A 19,199-nucleotide genomic window follows, 5' to 3' on the forward strand; every position below is an offset into this window, starting at 1 on the left:
GGATGAATATTACCCGGACAAGGATGACCGCCGATGAAGCGGCGGAAATTATCCAGCACAACGATATGGTGGCATTCAGTGGTTTTACCCCTGCGGGTTCGCCCAAGGCTCTTCCTGTTGCCATTGCCCGTCGCGCCAATGAACAACATGAGGCGAAAAAACCGTATCAAATTCGCCTGCTGACCGGAGCGTCGATTAGCGCCGCCGCCGATGACATACTCTCTGAAGCTGACGCCGTTTCATGGCGCGCGCCATACCAGACATCATTGGGATTGCGTAAAAAGATCAATCAGGGATCGGTTAGTTTTGTTGATCTGCATTTGAGCGAAGTTGCGCAAATGGTCAACTACGGCTTTTTCGGCGACATCGATGTTGCGGTAATTGAAGCCTCAGCCCTCGCTCCGGATGGTCGCGTCTGGTTAACCAGTGGGATCGGTAATGCCCCGACCTGGTTGCTGCACGCAAAGAAAGTGATCATTGAACTCAATCATTATCACGATCCGCGCGTTGCAGAACTGGCAGATATTGTGACTCCTGGCGCACCACCGCGGCGCAATAGCGTGTCGATCTTCCATGCGATGGATCGCGTCGGTACCCGCTATGTACAAATCGATCCGAAAAAAATTGTCGCCGTCGTGGAAACTAACTTACCTGATGCAGGTAACTCGCTGGATAAACAAAATCCTGTGTGCCAGCAAATCGCCGACAATGTGGTCACCTTCTTGTTGCGTGAAATGGCGCAGGGGCGTATTCCACGGGAATTTCTGCCACTGCAAAGCGGGGTAGGCAACATCAATAATGCGGTAATGGCGCGTCTGGGGGAAAACCCGGAAATTCCTCCGTTTATGATGTATTCGGAAGTGCTACAGGAGTCTGTGGTTCATCTTCTGGAAACCGGCAAAATTACCGGGGCCAGCGCCTCCAGTCTGACAATTTCTGCCGATTCACTGCGCAAGATTTACGCCAATATGGATTACTTCGCCAGTCGCATTGTGTTACGTCCGCAAGAAATTTCCAATAACCCAGAAATTATCCGCCGCCTTGGTGTTATCGCTCTGAATGTCGGCCTCGAGTTTGATATTTACGGACACGCCAACTCCACGCACGTCGTCGGCGTTAATTTAATGAATGGTATCGGCGGTAGCGGTGATTTTGAACGCAACGCGTATCTGTCGATCTTTATGGCACCGTCGATTGCTAAAGAAGGCAAGATCTCAACCATCGTGCCTATGTGCAGCCATGTTGATCACAGCGAACACAGCGTGAAAGTGATCATCACAGAACAAGGGATCGCCGACTTACGTGGCCTCTCCCCACTTCAGCGCGCGCGCACTATCATCGATAACTGCGCACATCCGATGTACCGTGACTATCTGCATCGCTATCTGGAGAATGCACCCGGCGGGCATATTCACCACGATCTTAGCCACGTTTTCGATCTGCATCGCAATTTGATCGAAACGGGCTCAATGCTAGGTTAATCGCTCGTACCGTCACGATCTTCAGCAATTTGCTGTAGCAGCGTGGCGGTATAGCGATGATTTTTCAGTGAATAAAGGTATTCCTGCATATACATTGGCGTATGCGGTGCATCAAAATATTTCAACGTAGCTGGGTTCACCAGCCGCCATGCAAAATGTGGGATCACCGTAAGAAAATGTCCGTGCTCAACGGCGCTGATTTTGGCCATAAAACTGTATGGGCGATAAATAATTGTTGGATTGATCCCACAAGGGCGCATGTTCGCATCAATCATCGCTTCATAATTAGCACGGTTTTGAAAGCGCATCTGTAACCAGGGCAACTCCTGTAACAACTCCTGCTCCTGACGCTCTTCATAACGGCGAGAAACGAGAAACCCCAGTCGCAGCGGCGGCAGTTCACTCATTGTTAGATTATCCAACCCGTGTACACGAGCGGAAACATGCTGCGGAGAGATAATAAAATCAAGCTGACGATAGAAGAGATTGTCGATAACCTCATTTTCGCTGAATTCAACCGGCTGGGCCGTCACGCCTTCATACTTATCACCCAGGCTAATTAACTGATCAAAAATAATCGTCGGATAGGTATTATCGATACCTATCACAATTTCACGAGAACGACGTCCAGAATTATGAATTTCATTATCGATCGCAGAAAGCCGTTGGTAAACCGGGAAAAGCTTTTGATAAAGCTCCTGCCCGGCTTTATTAAGGCTGATGTTATTATCTTTACGGGTAAATAATGTATAACCAATTTGCTCCTCTAGCGCGGCAATACTTTTGCCGAACGGTGAAGCAGTCATATGTAACTTTTCTGCCGCTCGGGCAATATTATTGGTTTGCGCTAATAAAATAAAATTGCGCATCTTTTTCGAAATAAAAATATCCATCGCCGCTTCCTCCAAACATCCCTGTCCGCTTAACCGTTTCAGTAAGTTAATCCTTAATGAAATCGCAAGCAAAGATAGGTGTTTACGTCATGGTTTTACAGAAAATTACAGAAAAAAGAGGCGATATCAGATAAAGACATTAGCCCGACAAATGAGTCGGGCTACAGGTATTATTGTGCGGCAGGTGTTTTAGCGGGTTGTTGATCCACTGGTTCTAACTGGAAGACCACATCGACCTGATCATCAAACTGAATAGCGGCCTGCTCGTAAGTTTCCTGGGCGGAAACCGGCGCGGCATCGGCTTTCATCATGCGTACCATTGGGCTGGGCTGATAATTGGAAACATGGTAGCGCACGCTATATACCGGCCCCAGTTTGCGATTAAAGCCGTTCGCCAGCTCCTGAGCCTGATGAATCGCGTTATCAATTGCAGCCTTACGCGCTTTGTCTTTATAGGCATCTGGCTGTGCCACGCCCAACGACACAGAACGAATTTCGTTGAGCCCGGCCTTCAGCGCGCCATCCAGCAAGGAATTCAGTTTGTCTAACTGACGAAGCGTGACTTCCACCGTTCTCACGGCACGATAGCCTTTCAGGATACTTTTACCATCCTGGTAATCGTAGTCTGGCTGGGTACGCAAATTCGCGGAACTGATATCTTTTTTCGCGATCTGATTGAGTTCAAGGAAAGAGATATATTGCGCGACACGCTCATCCGCCTGCTTCTTGGCAGAAGCGGCATCCTTCGCCGTCACGTTAACTTCAATAGCAAGAATAGCGATATCTGGCACCGCATCAACGCTTGCCGTTCCTGAAGTGACAATGTGCGGACCATCCGGTAGTTCATTGGCCTGCACAGCCATCCCGCTGAAACCCATCAATGCCGCCAGGGCGATAACTTTGAACTTCACGTTAGTCTCTCCGTGTTAATTGACTTGCCCAAAACTCAGGACCTCTGGAGGCAAGCTTAGCGTCTCTGTTTTATTTTTCCATCAGATAGCGCCTAACTGAACAAGGCTTGTGCATGAGCAACACCCTCTTTCGCCAGTTGTAGGGCGATAATCCACATAACGCAGCCCACCACGAGATTGATAATGCGCTGCGCTTTGGCGGTACGCAAACGCGGCGCCAGCCAGGCGGCTAATAACGCCAGGCCAAAAAACCACAGGAAAGAGGCACTGATCGTCCCGAGCGCAAACCAGCGTTTTGGTTCGACATCAAGCTGTCCGCCCAGGCTGCCTAATACCACAAAGGTATCCAGGTAAACATGTGGATTCAGCCAGGTTACTGCCAGCATAGTGGCAATAATTTTCCAACGTCCCTGCTTCATCACTTCAGCACTAACCAGCTCAATATTGCTGCTCATCGCCGTTTTAAAAGCACCAGAGCCATACCACAGCAAGAAGGCCACACCGCCCCAGGTCACCAGCGCCAGCAACCACGGTGACTGCATCAATAACGCGCTACCACCAAAAATCCCGGCGCAAATCAGGACCAAATCGCTTATCGCGCAGAGCAAAGCAATCATAATGTGGTACTGACGACGAATGCCCTGATTCATCACAAAAGCATTTTGCGGACCAAGCGGCAGAATCATAGCAGCACCAAGTGCAAGGCCTTGAAAATAATAAGAAAACACGTTTAACATTCCGAACTAATTATCTGATAAAGAGACTATAGCGCGGGATTGTTATTAGATAAAATTTATAATGCTAATAGCATATAAATAATTTTAATAAAAAAATAAATAATTCTATTCGGTAACTGATTTTAGGATAAAGATCTCATCATTCCCCATAACATAAACGGCGTTATGGCTCACTTTCCTGCTAGCGTTGTAAAGGACTAACACTATGCAAGCCTATGATCTCACTCTTCTCCCCTACCCTATCCACGAAAATATGCCGCGCCAACAAGGTTGGTGCTTTGGTCTACCGCCAGGCATAACGCCCGAACAGTGGCCGCTGGATCCAAATAATGGTTTCCCATTGAATCATGGATTTACCCTGCTGTTGCCGGAAGATTATCGGATTTATGGGCCAGAGATTGTCGCGTTATCTTTCTTTGCTGTTGCGCCCGAGCACAACGATGGCGGAACACCATGTACAGAAGAAATATTGGATGTGTTTGAGAATTTTGAATCCTGCCCCCCACCTGAAGATCCAGACCTTTATGTTTTCTGGCAGGCAGAAAAGCAACGACATCCACGGCTATTTCGGATGGAAGATATATTAGGCTGTTCTTATGCGGTGATTTTACTCACCCAGCACGAGTTCAACGGCCCATTTTGTGAGCCGCCTGAACTTATACCTAACCACTATCGCGACCAGCAAGATACGCCAGAATGGCTGACTATTGGCAGTGCGTTTAGTTATTTTCAGGCTAACGTCAGGCCAAAAGATACGCCTGAAAGCAATTTTGTATACCGTAAAATGGGCACCATTCCTGAGCAGTCGCTGGCTTTCAATCTGGCGATTTCATGCGAGCCGCGCGCTTTTGATCCTAATGTGGGAATTAGCCCCACAGAAAGAAATAATACGGAATATCAGTCCATTCGTTATTTTTCTAAAGATGCAGAGGGAAAAAGTAAATGTGAAACTCACCAGTGGCATAGTGCACATCTACCCAATCATCTCGGTGGTTCAATGGCGCCCGTGCAGTCTATACCAAACGGAATGTCGCCTTATTATATTGAGTTTGAAGAGTATTTCGGTGGGTATAATTTCGGTGCAGGTAATGCCTGGCTGGACTTTAAAAATATGAAGTTTGATTTTAGTTGTTAAAAATGAGGGCTTATCACCTTGATAAGCCCTCATTACATAATTAACTATTGCTCTCTTTCACCCGCTTGAAGTTCACATCCATTTGCGGATACGGGAAGCTGATACCAGCAGCATCAAATTCACGTTTAATACGTTCCAGCACATCCCAGTACACGTTTTGCAGATCGCCACTGTTGCTCCAGGCACGCACGACGAAATTAATCGACGATGCGCCAAGTTCGTTCAGGCGTACTGTAATTTCACGATCTTTTAAAATACGATCTTCGGACTGAATAATATCGGTAAGGATCTGCTTAACCTGATCGATATCAGAATCATACGCTACGCCAATAATAAATTCGTTACGGCGCGCCGGCTCACGAGAGAAGTTAATAATATTACCGGCAATAATTTTACCGTTCGGAATAACAATTATTTTACCGTCTGCGGTACGCATGGTGGTGGAGAAAATCTGCACACTCTGCACAGTACCGGCAACGCCGCCGAGGTCAACATATTCTCCTGCACGGAACGGGCGGAACATAACCAGCAAAACGCCAGCAGCCAGGTTAGATAGTGACCCCTGCAAGGCCAGACCTACAGCTAAACCTGCGGCACCGAGTACGGCAATGACCGATGCGGTTTGTACGCCCACGCGGCCCAGTGCTGCAATTAACGTAAAGGCGATAATTGCGTAACGGATTAATGCAGAAAGAAAATCAGCAACGGTGGCATCTATGTTACGGGAGATCATCAGGCGATTCACCGCGTTGGAAATCATCCGCGCGATAATCAAACCAACGATGATGATCGCGAGTGCCGCCACGATGTTTACAGCATAACTCAGCAACAGCGCCTGGTTATTTACCAACCAGGATCCTGCGCCATTTATGCTATCGACAACTTTCAAATCTTCCATTCAATATTCCTTTTCAACTGACTTAAATTGGAGAAACATACTCCGCCGCCTCACGACGGGCAGTCTGACAAGGGTAAACAATAAAGCATAATTTTGCCAAATAGATCACAGTTTTCTTAAGTACATCACCTTGCTTTTGGCGAAAAAAAGGTCCGCAGAGCGAGCCTCAGACAGATGACAATGAGCGCTTTGTCATGCCGGATGCGGCGTGAACGCCTTATCCGACCTACAAAAACCTGGAAATTCAATATATTGCAGGATACGTGTAGGCCTGATAAGCGTAGCGCATCAGGCAATTTTGCTTTTGGCGAAAAAAAGACCCGCAGAGCGGGCCTCAGACAGATGACAAAGAGCGCTTTGTCATGCCGGATGCGGCGTGAACGCCTTATCCGACCTACAAAAACCTGCAAATTCAATATATTGCAGGATACGTGTAGGCCTGATAAGCGTAGCGCATCAGGCAATTTTGCTTTTGGCGAAAAAAAGACCCGCAGAGCGGGCCTTGAGATAAGCAGAAAGGAATATCTTACAGAACGTCGATCGCGTTCAGTTCCTGGAATGCTTTTTCCAGACGAGCGATCATCGAAGTCTGACCGGCACGCAGCCATACGCGCGGATCGTAGTATTTCTTGTTCGGCTGATCTTCGCCTTTCGGGTTGCCCAGCTGGCCCTGCAGGTAAGCTTCGTTCGCTTTGTAGTAGTTCAGTACACCTTCCCAGGTCGCCCATTGGGTGTCGGTATCGATGTTCATTTTAACTACACCGTAGCTTACGGAGTCTTTGATTTCCTGAGCAGTAGAACCGGAACCGCCGTGGAATACGAAGTTCAGGCTGTTGTGCGGCAGGTTGTGTTTCTTAGAAACATATTCCTGAGAGTCGCGCAGGATGGTCGGGGTCAGAACAACGTTACCCGGCTTGTAAACACCGTGTACGTTACCAAAGGACGCTGCGATGGTGAAACGCGGGCTGATTTTGCTCAGCTCGGTGTATGCGTAATCAACGTCTTCCGGCTGGGTGTACAGTGCAGAAGCGTCCATGTGGCTGTTGTCCACGCCGTCTTCTTCACCACCGGTGCAACCCAGTTCGATTTCCAGAGTCATGCCGATTTTGGACATGCGCTCCAGGTATTTAGAGCAGATTTCGATGTTCTCTTGCAGAGATTCTTCAGACAGGTCGATCATGTGAGAAGAGAACAGCGGCTTACCGGTAGCAGCGAAGTGTTTTTCACCCGCGTCCAGCAGACCGTCGATCCACGGCAGCAGTTTCTTCGCGCAGTGGTCGGTATGCAGGATAACCGGAACACCATAGTGTTCAGCCATCTGGTGAACGTGATGCGCACCAGAGATCGCACCCAGGATAGCAGCGCCCTGCGGAACGTCAGATTTCACGCCTTTACCAGCGATAAAGGAAGCACCACCGTTGGAGAACTGAACGATAACCGGCGCTTTAACTTTAGCAGCGGTTTCCAGTACGGCGTTGATGGAGTCAGTACCGACGCAGTTTACTGCTGGCAGTGCGAAGTTGTTTTCTTTTGCTACCTGGAAAACTTTCTGTACGTCATCACCAGTAATTACGCCAGGTTTTACGAAATCAAAAATCTTAGACATGTCTCTTGTCCTGTATCGTCGGGCCTTATACTCGCCATACCTCAAGTTGCTGTGCTGCAACTCGAATTATTTAGAGTATGAAAAAGTGCGTGCTTTAAAAGCGCGCTGCAACAAGGGCAGGTTTCCCTGCCCTGTGATTTTTTACTTCTTAGCGCGCTCTTCGAGCATCGCTACTGCAGGCAGTACTTTACCTTCCACGAATTCGAGGAATGCGCCGCCGCCAGTGGAGATGTAGGAGATTTTGTCAGCAATGCCGAACAGGTCGATTGCTGCCAGAGTGTCGCCGCCGCCAGCGATGGAGAACGCTTCGCTGTCTGCGATAGCGTTAGCCACGATTTCAGTACCTTTGCGGAAGTTCGGGAATTCGAACACGCCAACCGGACCGTTCCACAGAATGGTTTTCGCATTCTTCAGGATTTCAGCCAGTTCCTGAGCGGAAGCATCACCGATATCCAGGATCTGCTCGTCAGCTTTCACATCGTTAACAGATTTCAGGGTAGCCGGAGCGGTTTCAGAGAACTCAGTCGCTACGCGAACATCTGACGGAACCGGGATGTTGCAGGTGGTCAGCAGACGTTTTGCTTCGTCAACCAGGTCAGCTTCGTACAGGGATTTACCCACATCGTGGCCTTGTGCCGCGATAAAGGTGTTAGCGATACCACCACCTACGATCAACTGGTCAGCGATTTTAGACAGGGAGTCCAGAACGGTCAGTTTGGTAGATACTTTAGAACCACCAACGATAGCCACCATCGGGCGAGCAGGTTCTTTCAGTGCTTTACCCAGCGCGTCCAGTTCAGCTGCCAGCAGCGGGCCTGCGCACGCAACATCAGCGAATTTACCGATACCGTGAGTAGAAGCTTGCGCGCGGTGAGCAGTACCGAATGCGTCCATTACGAACACGTCACACAGTGCAGCGTATTTTTTGGACAGGGCTTCGTCGTCTTTCTTCTCGCCTTTGTTGAAGCGAACGTTTTCCAGAACAACCAGTTCACCTTCAGCAACGTCAACGCCGTCGAGGTAATCTTTAACCAGACGAACCGGGTTAGACAGTTTGTCTTTCAGGTAGTTAACAACCGGCAGCAGAGAGAATTCTTCGTTGTACTCGCCTTCGGTAGGACGACCCAGGTGGGAAGTTACCATCACTTTCGCGCCTTGTTTCAGGGCCAGTTCGATGGTCGGCAGAGAAGCACGGATACGCGCGTCGCTGGTTACTTTCCCGTCTTTTACTGGTACGTTCAGATCCGCACGGATAAATACACGTTTCCCAGCAAGATCCAGATCGGTCATCTTAATTACAGACATGGTGAATCCTCTCGTTGATTCTAAAAGTTTTGCAGACGCTGCTTGCGTCTTACCTGAAAGCAACAGTAGCCATAGCTAACGTCGTGTCGAGCATTCGGTTAGCAAAGCCCCATTCGTTATCGCACCAGACCAACGTTTTGATCAGGTGTGCGCCACTGACCCGGGTTTGGGTGCCATCGACAATGGCACTGTGCGGATCGTGGTTAAAATCTACAGAGACCAACGGTAATTCCGTATAGTCAACTATACCATGAAATGCATCTTGTGCTGCTTTTTGCAGCAACAGGTTGACTTCATTGGCTTTTACAGGTTTCTTCACCGTCACGCTTAAATCGATTGCCGTCACATTTATGGTTGGCACACGCACCGCAATCGCTTCAAAGCGATCGTTAAATTGCGGAAAAAATCGTGTGATACCGGCGGCCAGTTTGGTATCGACCGGAATGATCGACTGGCTGGCTGCCCGGGTGCGGCGCAGGTCAGGATGGTATGCATCAATAACCTGTTGATCGTGCATGGCGGAGTGAATTGTAGTCACAGTGCCGGACTCAATACCGTACGCATCATCCAACAATTTGATGACAGGAATTATGCAATTCGTGGTACAGGAAGCGTTAGAAACGATGCGGTGTTCCGCACGAAGTTGATCCTGATTGACGCCGTAAACAACGGTCGCGTCGAGATCGTTACTGCCAGGATGTGAAAAGAGCACTTTTTTGGCCCCGGCGGCAATGTGCGCTTCGCCATGCTCGCGGGTGCCATATACGCCGGTGCAGTCGAGAACCACATCAACGCCTAGTTCACGCCAGGGAAGCGATTGCAGTGAACGTTCATGCAATACGCGGATGGCATCATCCCCAACAAAAAGTTGATCACGTTCCTCACGGACTTCCCATGCAAAACGGCCATGACTGGTGTCATATTTCAACAAATGCGCCATGCCCGCAGCATCCGCCAGTTCGTTGATTGCCACCACGGTAATTTCCGCCCGGCGTCCTGATTCATACAAAGCACGAACCACATTACGCCCGATGCGACCGAAGCCATTTATCGCTACGCGTACGGTCATAGATCTCCTGCAAGGCTTTCCCTGAGCAAATTTGCCAGACAGAGTAATCCAGCAAATCGTTCGGGGAAACCTTACCTGTCGCAAACTGCGACTGATTGGTTAATTGTCGAACATTTAATCGACTGAAACGCTTCAGCTAGGATAAGCGAAACATGGAATAAAAGGAATGATTGTCCAGTCAAAGAAGACAATTATCTGACTTGCGTCACGTTTTCCGGCCTGATGCGTTGGAATTTATTCCACTTTGCAGAATCACGAATAAGCGTAGCAAAATCTTTTCGTTGTGCCGTCATAAACCCTGACTTATATCAGAATATGACTGATGCAGCGTCGATATTCACCCGTAGCTGTCATCATTAAGGTCAAATTTGCAGGCAGACTCTCTTCAAGCACCCGGCGAACATTCGGACCGTCGGTACGTTCATAAAAGGCTTCTGCGTCTGCCAGCGATAACCCCCCCGCCAGCTTGCGCCCCACCAGCCGTTCACGCAATGCAGCTGCGGGCGCGTTGATAAAGATCGAAAAATCACAAAATTGCGCAAGCTGGCGCCACTTCTCATCATCCAGCAACAACCAGTTTCCTTCGACGATGATTATTGGTGCGGTAACGTGCAACGCATCTTCTACCGGATCATGTTTTTGTCGATCGTACTGCGGCCACGTACAATCCCCTTCCACGACCTGGCACAGATTTTCCGCCAGTTTCGCAACGTCGAATGTCTCTGGTGCACCTTTGAAGGGGCGTAATTGATGCGCATCCAGCCAGCTATTGTAATGGTGAAAACCATCCATCGGCAGCGTCTGGATAGTGGGTAATTCAGGGTCTTGTTGCGCGAGATATTCCCAGAAGGTAGTTAATGTAGATTTACCCGTCCCCGGCGGAGCGCAAAGAAAAACCACCGTACGTCGCTGCGGATTTACCGCCTGTAAGGCCGCCAGCATACGCAGTAGCGGTTTATGTACATTCTCAATTTCATCATCAGAGTACTGCGCCTGTACCTTTAGTCCATTTACCGTCAGTTCGATTTTCACGGCGTTAATTCCTTTAAAGTTGTCGTTACTGCCAGCGTCAGCGCCGTTTTGACCATCCCGCTAAAACGCGCCTCTGACCAGACGGCGAAATCGGCGAACTTCATCGCTTTTAACGCATCATAGAGCGTCGCATTGCGGGTTATGCTATTGACGTTGCTGATAAAATCCCAGGTTATATCATCGGTAAATCCGGGCGTTTCATCCTGTTCGTTCAGGTAATGCCAGAACTGGGAAAAGTGCGTGATATCGGCATACAGCCATTTATCCATTTTCCCCAACGCATAAATCAAACGCAGCGCAACATCAATATCGTCAAGCGGGCCGCTTTGGGCGAGTAACGGCTTCACTGCATATTCGACGATCTCTTCATCGTTATCGACAAACAGCGACGGCAGAAACTGGCGTATCCCCAGGAGCAAAATAGAATGCGCAGTTTTCATAAATGACAATAAATTGTCCTGTGCGTCCAGTTGCTCAAGCACATCATCTTCTGTCAGCGTCGCCATTCGTCTTCCGATAGATCACCATCAATGCAGGGAGTCTATTATATTACACGTTTGGTCCGCGCCGCCGATCAGTAATGTCTGCGTCCGCACCCCATTCGCCGTCTGTTGGATACCGTTCACCAGCTCGCCGCTCGTCACGCCCGTAGCGCTAAAGAGGATATCGTTCCCCCTCACCAGTTCGTCGAGTGAGTACACACGGTTGACTTCAACACCCATATCCTTACAACGCTTACGCTCCTGTTCTGCGATTTGCCGATTTTCGGTGTAGTCACCTTTGGCCTGGCAAAAATCGATTAATTCCGCCTGCATATCCCCACCCAACGCTTTAACAGCACAGGCAGAAATAACGCCTTCCGGTGCGCCACCGATGGTGTACATCACATCGTAAGGATTATCCTGCCAGCAGGTCAGCACGCTGGCGGCGACATCGCCATCCGGCAGGGCAAAAACCTTCACGCCCAGCTGTGTTGCTTCCTCAATTGCGGCTCTCAGGCGCGGTTTATCCAGCGTAACCATGCGCAGCTTGTCCAGCGGTTTGCCTAACGCTTTCGCCACGTTGCGCAGGTTGTCCGCCAGGGGCAAAGACAGATCAATCACCCCGGCAGCCAGTCGATTAACAACCAGCTTTTTCATATACATATCGGGCGCATGTAACAGGCTATCTCGAGGGGCGAAAGCCATGACCGCCAGCGCATTGCTCTGCCCCATCGCCACCATCCGCGTGCCTTCAATGGGATCAACCGCGATATCGACTTCTGGCCCATCGCCTTTGCCCACCTCTTCGCCAATCCACAGCATCGGCGCATGGTCAATTTCTCCCTCGCCGATAACCACTCGCCCACGAAAAGCGACGTCGTTCAACGCCTGGCGCATCGCGGTGACCGCCAGGCCATCAATTTTATTTTTGTCGCCACAGCCGGTTTGCGGCCAGGCAGCCAGCGCTGCCTGTTCCGTAACGCGAAATAATGGCCACGCCAGGAACATCATTGCGCGGCCTCCCCAATATCAACGCCAAATTGCGCCAGCAGATATTTCTCGGCCTGTTCATTCCAGATGCCGTGCGTTTCCTCAACCAGCCGCGCCAGCTCTTTAAACAGCGGATCGGTTTTGCCTTTTTCGGCAAAATCGGCAATGGCAGTGAGCGGCATGGTGACGCCGTTATAAATGAGTTTTTTACCGCCTGGGATATCCGGCAGATTGAGCACGGTTTCTGGCACCGCATCCAGGCCACCGATATGGGTTACCATAAACGACGGCTGCAACTGCCCCGTGGCGCTAAGGGCAATAGCCTCTTTCATGTCATCCGTTGAACCACCGGATGTACCGACGACGTGCGTGCTGTTGTAATGGACGTTGTAGAAATTAAACGGCACTTTGAAGTTTTTATCCGTCGGACCGGCAAAGAAGTTCAGGCAGCCATCTTCCGCCAGTAATTCATCCGCCATTTCAACAACAGCAGGCACCGCCGCATAAACAAAAATGTCATCGAACCCGACATCATCCGTCAGCGCCCGTAGCATCTGGACAGGATCGCTCATCCCTTTGGTATTCACATACACCAGCTCAATGCCTTTACTGGCCGCCAGCTCCACTGGCAGCAACTTCTGCACCTGCGCCAGACGTTTGTCGTCGATATCGACCACCACCACCCGCGACGGTTGTATGCCGCCGTTAATGGCATAATCGATAGCGCCAATTCCCATCGGACCTGCACACGCCAGCAGTGCAATATTGCCGCCAGGTTTGACGCCCATGCGATGCTCATAAACATATTGCGTGGTGTGATAATTGGCATGATAAGCGCCAATAATGCAGCACATAGGCTCTGCCAGCGACGCCGCAGCAAAATAAGAGCCGTGATACGGTAATACGCAGCCCAAATTAATGGCTACCTCTGGAATAATCATATAGGTGGCGTTACCGCCAAAATATTCGTAGCTGTAGCCCGCTGAATATCCGCTTGGTAACCCCATCGCCGGTTGCAATACAAAACGCTGACCTTTTTTATATTTGTCGGTGAGATTTTTACCCACTTCGACAATAACCCCGGCACATTCATGCCCGGTAATGACCGGATGATTTTCTAAATCGTCGGGTACGCGTTTATGTTCACTACCGAGTAACGCCGCTTTCCAGGTCGATAAACAGACGCTGTCAGAAATTACACTCACCAAAAGTTCATTATCGGTAATTTCTGGCAATTCAAATTCGCGCAGACGGACATCCCGCTTGCCATAAATAGCAGCAACTTTGGTTTTCATTTTTACCTCTGCAATCAGTTTTTATGTTCGGCGGTTAATTGATTAAATAAAGTGTCGAGTTTCGGGTCACCGATATAGTTATTAATTAATATCAGCGGCTTATCCGTCACGCGCTTCACTCGCCCTTCAAGGCTGGCGTGAGTGACGACGATATCCGCATCCGCAGGCACGTTTTCTATGGCGTAATGTTTTACTTCTATTGCCAGCCCTGCTTTTTCCAGACGTTTACGGAAGGTGGTTGCGCCCATCGCGCTGGAGCCCATCCCTGCATCGCAAACAAAGGCAATACGCTTAACACGGCTTAACGAGAATGCGCCTTCCTGCTTCATTGCTTTAACCGCATTGGCTGACTCGGTAAATTCATCTTCGTCCACTGTTTTTTCCATCTTCAGTATCAGGGAAGTGATGACAAAGGACACCAGCGTGCCTACCGTAACTCCGGCAATTGTCGCCAGGAACGAGCCTTTCGGCGTCAGCGCCAGGTAAGCAAAGATAGAACCTGGGCTTGGGCCTGCCACCAGACCACCGTCCAGCAAATTAAACATCCAGGTGCCAGACATACCGCCCGCAATCATGGCGATAATGGTCAACGGCTTCATCAGCACATACGGGAAATACAGTTCGTGGATCCCACCGAGGAAGTGAATAATCATCGCACCAGGTGCAGAGCGCTTACTCATCCCTTTACCAAACAGAGTGAATGCCAGCAGCAGTCCTAAGCCAGGCCCAGGGTTGGACGCCACCATAAAGAAGATGGATTTGCCATTAACTGATGCCTGTTGCATCCCCAACGGGTAATAGACACCCTGATCTATCGCGTTATTGAGGAAAAGCACTTTCGCCGGTTCATTGATGACTGACAGCAAAGGCAGATAGCCTGCATGTACCAGTGCTTCAATACACTCTTTGACGAAAGTATTGGCAATTAACACCGCCGGGCCGATGACTTCAAAACCCAGCAGACAAAGGAGCATCCCCGCAATACCTAATGAGAAGTTATTGATAACCATCTCAAAACCAGCAGGTATGCGTTTTTCCAGTGCTTTATCGATATATTTTATGACCAGCCCACCTAACGGTCCCATGATCATTGAGCCAAGGAACATCGGAATTTCAGCACCGACAATAACGCCAATCGTCCCTATTCCGCCCATGACCGCACCGCGTTTACCACCGACCAGATGACCACCTGTAGAACCAATCATCACGGGCAATAAATAGGTAATCATCGGGCCGACAATTTTGGCGAAATGTTCGTTAGGCAGCCAACCAGTAGGAATAAATAATGCAGTAATAAAACCCCAGGCAATAAAAGCACCAATATTGGGGATGACCATTGCAGTCAAAAAGCCCCCAAAAGCCTGGACCTTTGCACGAGCAGACTTGTTTTCCATAATATAATCCTGTAGAGGAGAGAGTAATTATCCGCGGTTGATTATGTCCGCTAATTGTTTTTCTGATGATGCTGTTAAGAGTTGTTCGCGTATTTCTTCTTCGCACAGTAATTCACTTAACGCCTGAATAGCGCCAATGTGCGAATCAGCATCGGCAGCCGAAAGCCCGATGAGTAATTTAATCGGTTCGTCATTCCCCGGGAAATACACTGGTCGTTCGAGTAATGTCAGTGACATCCCGGTTTTAAGCGCCCCACATTCCGGTCGCGCATGAGGCATCGCCACGCCTGGTGCGAGAATATAATAAGGACCATTGCTAATGGTGGAATCTTTAATAGCCTGAATGTAATTCTCGCTGATATAGTTTTTATCCAGCAATGATGCCATCGAAAAATCGATAGCTTCCTGCCAGCCTTTTGCTGAATGTATAACTGAGATTGATGATTCTGGAAAATAATCAATAAGCCGCATAAATTATCCTTATTTTATTTTTAGGGTACCGTCCGGCGGTAAAAATAAAATACTCGTGCGGTTTAATGAAAGCAATTGAGCGTCTGAGAGGACAAGCCTCATAAGGCAAAATAATAAAACATTAAATAACAACAAGATGAGATTGATATTATTAAAGTCAACTTTGTATTTGGTATGTTTATCACAAAATCAACATTTTGTTTGTTATTGTATTTGTGATGCATCTCTCTTTTTATTTATTGAATGTTCGAAAACATACTTTTCTAATGCAATGTTTTTTCGCTATACCCCTTTATAGATTCTGAATTCTCACCTGTCGGCTGTTTTCTCCTCCCCTCATGTGACATATTCCCACACTTTACTCAAGGAAGATTGTCATGAAAGCACCTGTTTCAATAACCTCATTCCGCCCACAAAAATCTATTGCTATCGCCATTGGCGTGCTTGCCGTGGTTGTGCTGCCATTTCTCTCGTATTACACCGTTAATGAAGGTGAACGCGGCATTTTGCTGCGCTACGGAAAAATCGTAAAAGTTGCCGAGCCGGGTCTGGGTTTTAAGATCCCTTTTATGGAAAGCGTGGAGAAAATTTCCACGCGTAATCAGGCTGTGGTCTATCAGGGATTACAGGCCTACAGCCGCGACCAGCAACCGGCACAAATGACAGTATCAGTCAGCTTCCACATAAAACCTTCAGAAGCAGGCGCGGTTTATACCACCTACAACACCATTGAAGCATTAAAAGATCGTCTGATTGTCCGTCAGTTGCCAACTCAACTGGAGAACGTTTTCGGTCAATATACCGCCATCAGCGCCGTACAGGATCGTACAAAACTGGTTCAGGATCTGCAAAATGCCATGCGCAAAGCCGTTGTTGGGCCAGTGGTAATTGACGGGGTCCAGATTGAAAACATCGATTTTTCTGACGCTTATGAAAAGTCGATTGAAGATCGAATGAAAGCGGAAGTCGCCATTGCCACACGTAAGCAAAATCTGGAAACAGAGAAAATCCAGGCGCAAATTGCGGTAACTCAGGCCCAGGCAGAAGCAGACAGTAAACTGGCGGCAGCCAAAGCAGAAGCGGAGACTATTCGCGTAAGAGGCGCGGCCGAAGCTGAAACTATTCGTTTAAAAAGTGCGGCTGAAGCAGAAGCTATCCGCCTGCGCGGGGAAGCCCTGCGAGATAATCCCGGACTTGTTGCCCTCACCACTGCTGAGCGTTGGGACGGTAAGCTGCCCGATACCATGATCCCCGGCAGCACAGTTCCGTTTATCTCTACTAAGTAAAAAAAGGGCCGCTTTCGCGGCCCTTGAGAATGATGGCAAAGGCAAAACTGCCTGATGCGCTACGCTTATCAGGCCTACATACTTCCTGCAATATATTGAATTTGCACGATCTTGTAGGTCGGATAAGGCGTTCACGCCGCATCCGACATGAACAACGCGCACTTTGCCAATAATCTGAAGGGCCGCTTTCGCGGCCCTTCTCACAAAGCATCTTACCGATTACAGCAACGCTTTTGCTTTCGCAACAACGTTGTCAACGGTGAAGCCGAACTCTTCAAACAGCAGTTCAGCCGGAGCAGATTCACCGAAGGTGGTCATACCGACGATAGCGCCATTCAGGCCAACATACTTGTACCAGTAGTCAGCAATGCCTGCTTCTACTGCAACACGAGCAGTAACCGCTTTCGGCAGTACAGATTCACGGTAAGCCGCATCCTGTTTGTCGAATGCATCAGTAGACGGCATGGAAACCACGCGCGCTTTCACGCCTTCGGCAGTCAGTTTTTCGTAGGCAGCAACCGCCAGTTCAACTTCAGAACCGGTGGCGATGAAGATCAGTTCCGGCTGACCGGCACAGTCTTTCAGCACATAACCACCGCGCGCGATGTTTGCCAGCTGCTCTTCAGTACGTTCCTGCTGCGCCAGGTTCTGACGGGAGAGGATCAGCGCGGTCGGGCCGTCCTGACGCTCAACGCCGTATTTCCACGCGACCGCGGATTCAACCTGGTCACACGGACGCCATGTAGACATGTTCGGGGTCACGCGCAGAGAAGCGACCTGCTCTACCGGCTGGTGAGTCGGGCCATCTTCGCCCAGACCGATGGAGTCGTGGGTGTAAACCATCACCTGGCGCTGTTTCATCAGCGCAGCCATACGTACGGCATTACGTGCGTATTCCACGAACATCAGGAAGGTGGAGGTGTACGGCAGGAAACCACCGTGCAGGGAGATACCGTTAGCAATCGCGGTCATACCGAACTCGCGAACACCGTAGTGGATGTAGTTACCCGCAGCATCTTCGTTGATTGCTTTAGAACCAGACCACAGGGTCAGGTTAGACGGTGCCAGGTCAGCGGAGCCGCCGAGGAATTCCGGCAACAGCGGACCGAACGCTTCGATAGCATTCTGAGACGCTTTACGGCTGGCGATTTTCGCCGGATTAGCCTGCAGTTTAGCGATGAATTCTTTCGCTTTCGCGTCGAAGTCAGACGGCATCTCGCCTTTCATACGACGGGTAAATTCAGCGGCTTCCTGCGGATAAGCTTTGGCGTAAGCAGCGAATTTCTCGTTCCATGCGGATTCTTTCGCCTGGCCTGCTTCTTTCGCATCCCACTGAGCATAGATTTCAGACGGGATTTCGAACGGCGCATATTTCCAGCCCAGCTGTTCGCGGGTCAGGGCAATTTCAGCGTCGCCCAGCGGCGCACCGTGGGAGTCGTGCGTACCGGCTTTGTTCGGGGAACCGAAACCGATGATGGTTTTGCACATCAGCAGGGACGGTTTGTCGGTCACTGCGCGCGCTTCTTCTACTGCGCGTTTGATGGATGCTGCGTCATGACCGTCGATGTCGCGAATAACGTGCCAGCCGTAGGCTTCGAAACGCATTGCGGTGTCGTCGGTAAACCAGCCTTCAACGTGACCATCGATAGAAATACCGTTGTCATCGTAGAACGCAATCAGTTTACCCAGCTTCAGCGTACCCGCCAGAGAGCAAACTTCGTGGGAGATGCCTTCCATCATGCAGCCGTCACCCATGAAGGCGTAGGTGTAGTGGTCGACAATGTCGTGACCCGGACGGTTAAACTGCGCCGCCAGCGTTTTTTCTGCAATCGCCATACCGACTGCGTTGGCAATACCCTGACCCAGCGGACCAGTGGTGGTTTCCACACCAGCGGTGTAACCCACTTCCGGGTGGCCCGGAGTTTTGGAATGCAGTTGACGGAAGTTTTTCAGTTCTTCCATCGGCAGATCGTAACCGGTGAGGTGCAGCAAGCTGTAGATCAGCATGGAGCCGTGGCCGTTGGACAGCACGAAGCGGTCACGGTCAGCCCAGGACGGATTCTGCGGGTTGTGTTTCAGGAAATCACGCCACAGGACTTCGGCAATGTCAGCCATACCCATCGGGGCGCCCGGGTGACCGGATTTGGCTTTCTGTACTGCGTCCATGCTCAGCGCACGAATAGCATTGGCAAGCTCTTTACGTGAGGACATTTT

General features: G+C 49.7%; 17 protein-coding genes. 3 read left to right on the forward strand and 14 right to left on the reverse strand.

Annotated elements, in window-relative coordinates:
• Window positions 1-2 precede the first annotated feature (2 nt).
• Entirely contained in the window at window positions 3-1,481 is a 1,479-nt protein-coding gene (gene scpC / locus FEK66_RS14190; protein ID WP_130207861.1) for a propionyl-CoA:succinate CoA transferase, read from the forward strand.
• Here the strand turns inward: scpC and FEK66_RS14195 are convergent.
• The 3 genes from FEK66_RS14195 to argO all read right to left on the reverse strand — a co-directional run bounded on the left by FEK66_RS14195 (window position 1,478) and on the right by argO (window position 4,013).
• The gene (locus FEK66_RS14195; RefSeq protein ID WP_130207863.1) at window positions 1,478-2,374 is read right to left on the reverse strand and encodes a LysR family transcriptional regulator; all 897 of its coding nucleotides are present in this window, start codon (window positions 2,372-2,374) and stop codon (window positions 1,478-1,480) included. The genes scpC and FEK66_RS14195 overlap by 4 nt on opposite strands.
• A gap of 170 nt (window positions 2,375-2,544) precedes the next feature.
• Entirely contained in the window at window positions 2,545-3,285 is a 741-nt protein-coding gene (locus tag FEK66_RS14200; RefSeq protein ID WP_064529765.1) for an oxidative stress defense protein, read from the reverse strand.
• A gap of 92 nt (window positions 3,286-3,377) precedes the next feature.
• A complete protein-coding gene (gene argO, locus FEK66_RS14205) occupies window positions 3,378-4,013 on the reverse strand; it encodes an arginine exporter ArgO (protein WP_135495033.1) in 636 nt (211 codons plus the stop codon).
• Window positions 4,014-4,227: 214 nt separating this feature from the next.
• Here argO and FEK66_RS14210 point away from each other — a divergent pair, with 214 nt between their 5' ends.
• Entirely contained in the window at window positions 4,228-5,157 is a 930-nt protein-coding gene (locus FEK66_RS14210; RefSeq protein ID WP_135495034.1) for a hypothetical protein, read from the forward strand.
• A 40-nt stretch (window positions 5,158-5,197) separates the two neighbouring features.
• Here the strand turns inward: FEK66_RS14210 and mscS are convergent, their stop codons facing one another.
• From mscS to cmtB, 10 genes are all read right to left on the reverse strand, one after another.
• Window positions 5,198-6,055 carry a small-conductance mechanosensitive channel MscS gene (mscS, locus tag FEK66_RS14215; protein ID WP_130259410.1) on the reverse strand — a complete coding sequence of 286 codons (858 nt, stop codon included), beginning with the start codon at window positions 6,053-6,055 and terminating at the stop codon, window positions 5,198-5,200.
• A gap of 526 nt (window positions 6,056-6,581) precedes the next feature.
• Window positions 6,582-7,661, reverse strand: a complete 1,080-nt coding sequence (fbaA, locus tag FEK66_RS14220; RefSeq protein ID WP_000034372.1) for a class II fructose-bisphosphate aldolase — start codon at window positions 7,659-7,661, stop codon at window positions 6,582-6,584.
• A 141-nt stretch (window positions 7,662-7,802) separates the two neighbouring features.
• A complete protein-coding gene (gene pgk, locus FEK66_RS14225; protein WP_135495035.1) occupies window positions 7,803-8,966 on the reverse strand; it encodes a phosphoglycerate kinase in 1,164 nt (387 codons plus the stop codon).
• A 49-nt stretch (window positions 8,967-9,015) separates the two neighbouring features.
• Entirely contained in the window at window positions 9,016-10,035 is a 1,020-nt protein-coding gene (gene epd, locus FEK66_RS14230; protein ID WP_135490317.1) for an erythrose-4-phosphate dehydrogenase, read from the reverse strand.
• A 303-nt stretch (window positions 10,036-10,338) separates the two neighbouring features.
• Window positions 10,339-11,067 (reverse strand): nucleoside/nucleotide kinase family protein, encoded by a 729-nt coding sequence (locus FEK66_RS14235; RefSeq protein ID WP_130259412.1) that lies wholly within the window; start codon window positions 11,065-11,067, stop codon window positions 10,339-10,341.
• Window positions 11,064-11,573: a fumarase E gene (gene fumE / locus FEK66_RS14240; RefSeq protein WP_130207875.1), complete on the reverse strand. Its 510-nt coding sequence runs from the start codon at window positions 11,571-11,573 to the stop codon at window positions 11,064-11,066. Before fumE ends, FEK66_RS14235 begins: the two co-directional genes overlap by 4 nt.
• Before the next feature lie 21 nt (window positions 11,574-11,594).
• Window positions 11,595-12,560: a class II fructose-bisphosphatase gene (gene glpX, locus FEK66_RS14245; protein ID WP_131161973.1), complete on the reverse strand. Its 966-nt coding sequence runs from the start codon at window positions 12,558-12,560 to the stop codon at window positions 11,595-11,597.
• Window positions 12,557-13,834, reverse strand: coding sequence for a zinc-binding dehydrogenase (locus FEK66_RS14250; RefSeq protein WP_131161972.1), 1,278 nt, complete (start codon window positions 13,832-13,834; stop codon window positions 12,557-12,559). Before FEK66_RS14250 ends, glpX begins: the two co-directional genes overlap by 4 nt.
• A 14-nt stretch (window positions 13,835-13,848) precedes the next feature.
• On the reverse strand, window positions 13,849-15,228 hold the full coding sequence (cmtA, locus tag FEK66_RS14255) for a PTS mannitol transporter subunit IICB (protein WP_135495036.1): 1,380 nt from the start codon (window positions 15,226-15,228) through the stop codon (window positions 13,849-13,851).
• Window positions 15,229-15,255: 27 nt separating this feature from the next.
• Entirely contained in the window at window positions 15,256-15,699 is a 444-nt protein-coding gene (cmtB, locus tag FEK66_RS14260; protein ID WP_135495037.1) for a PTS mannitol transporter subunit IIA, read from the reverse strand.
• A 377-nt stretch (window positions 15,700-16,076) separates the two neighbouring features.
• Between cmtB and FEK66_RS14270 the strand changes: the two genes are divergently transcribed.
• The gene (locus tag FEK66_RS14270; protein ID WP_000646923.1) at window positions 16,077-16,985 is read left to right on the forward strand and encodes a prohibitin family protein; all 909 of its coding nucleotides are present in this window, start codon (window positions 16,077-16,079) and stop codon (window positions 16,983-16,985) included.
• 219 nt (window positions 16,986-17,204) lie between these two features.
• Here the strand turns inward: FEK66_RS14270 and tkt are convergent, their stop codons facing one another.
• Complete coding sequence (gene tkt / locus FEK66_RS14275) at window positions 17,205-19,196, reverse strand: transketolase (protein WP_000098613.1); 1,992 nt, start codon at window positions 19,194-19,196, stop codon at window positions 17,205-17,207.
• Window positions 19,197-19,199 lie beyond the last annotated feature (3 nt).

Origin of the sequence: Escherichia sp. E1130 (assembly GCF_005781065.1) — a bacterium.
Taxonomy (GTDB): Bacteria; Pseudomonadota; Gammaproteobacteria; order Enterobacterales; family Enterobacteriaceae; genus Escherichia.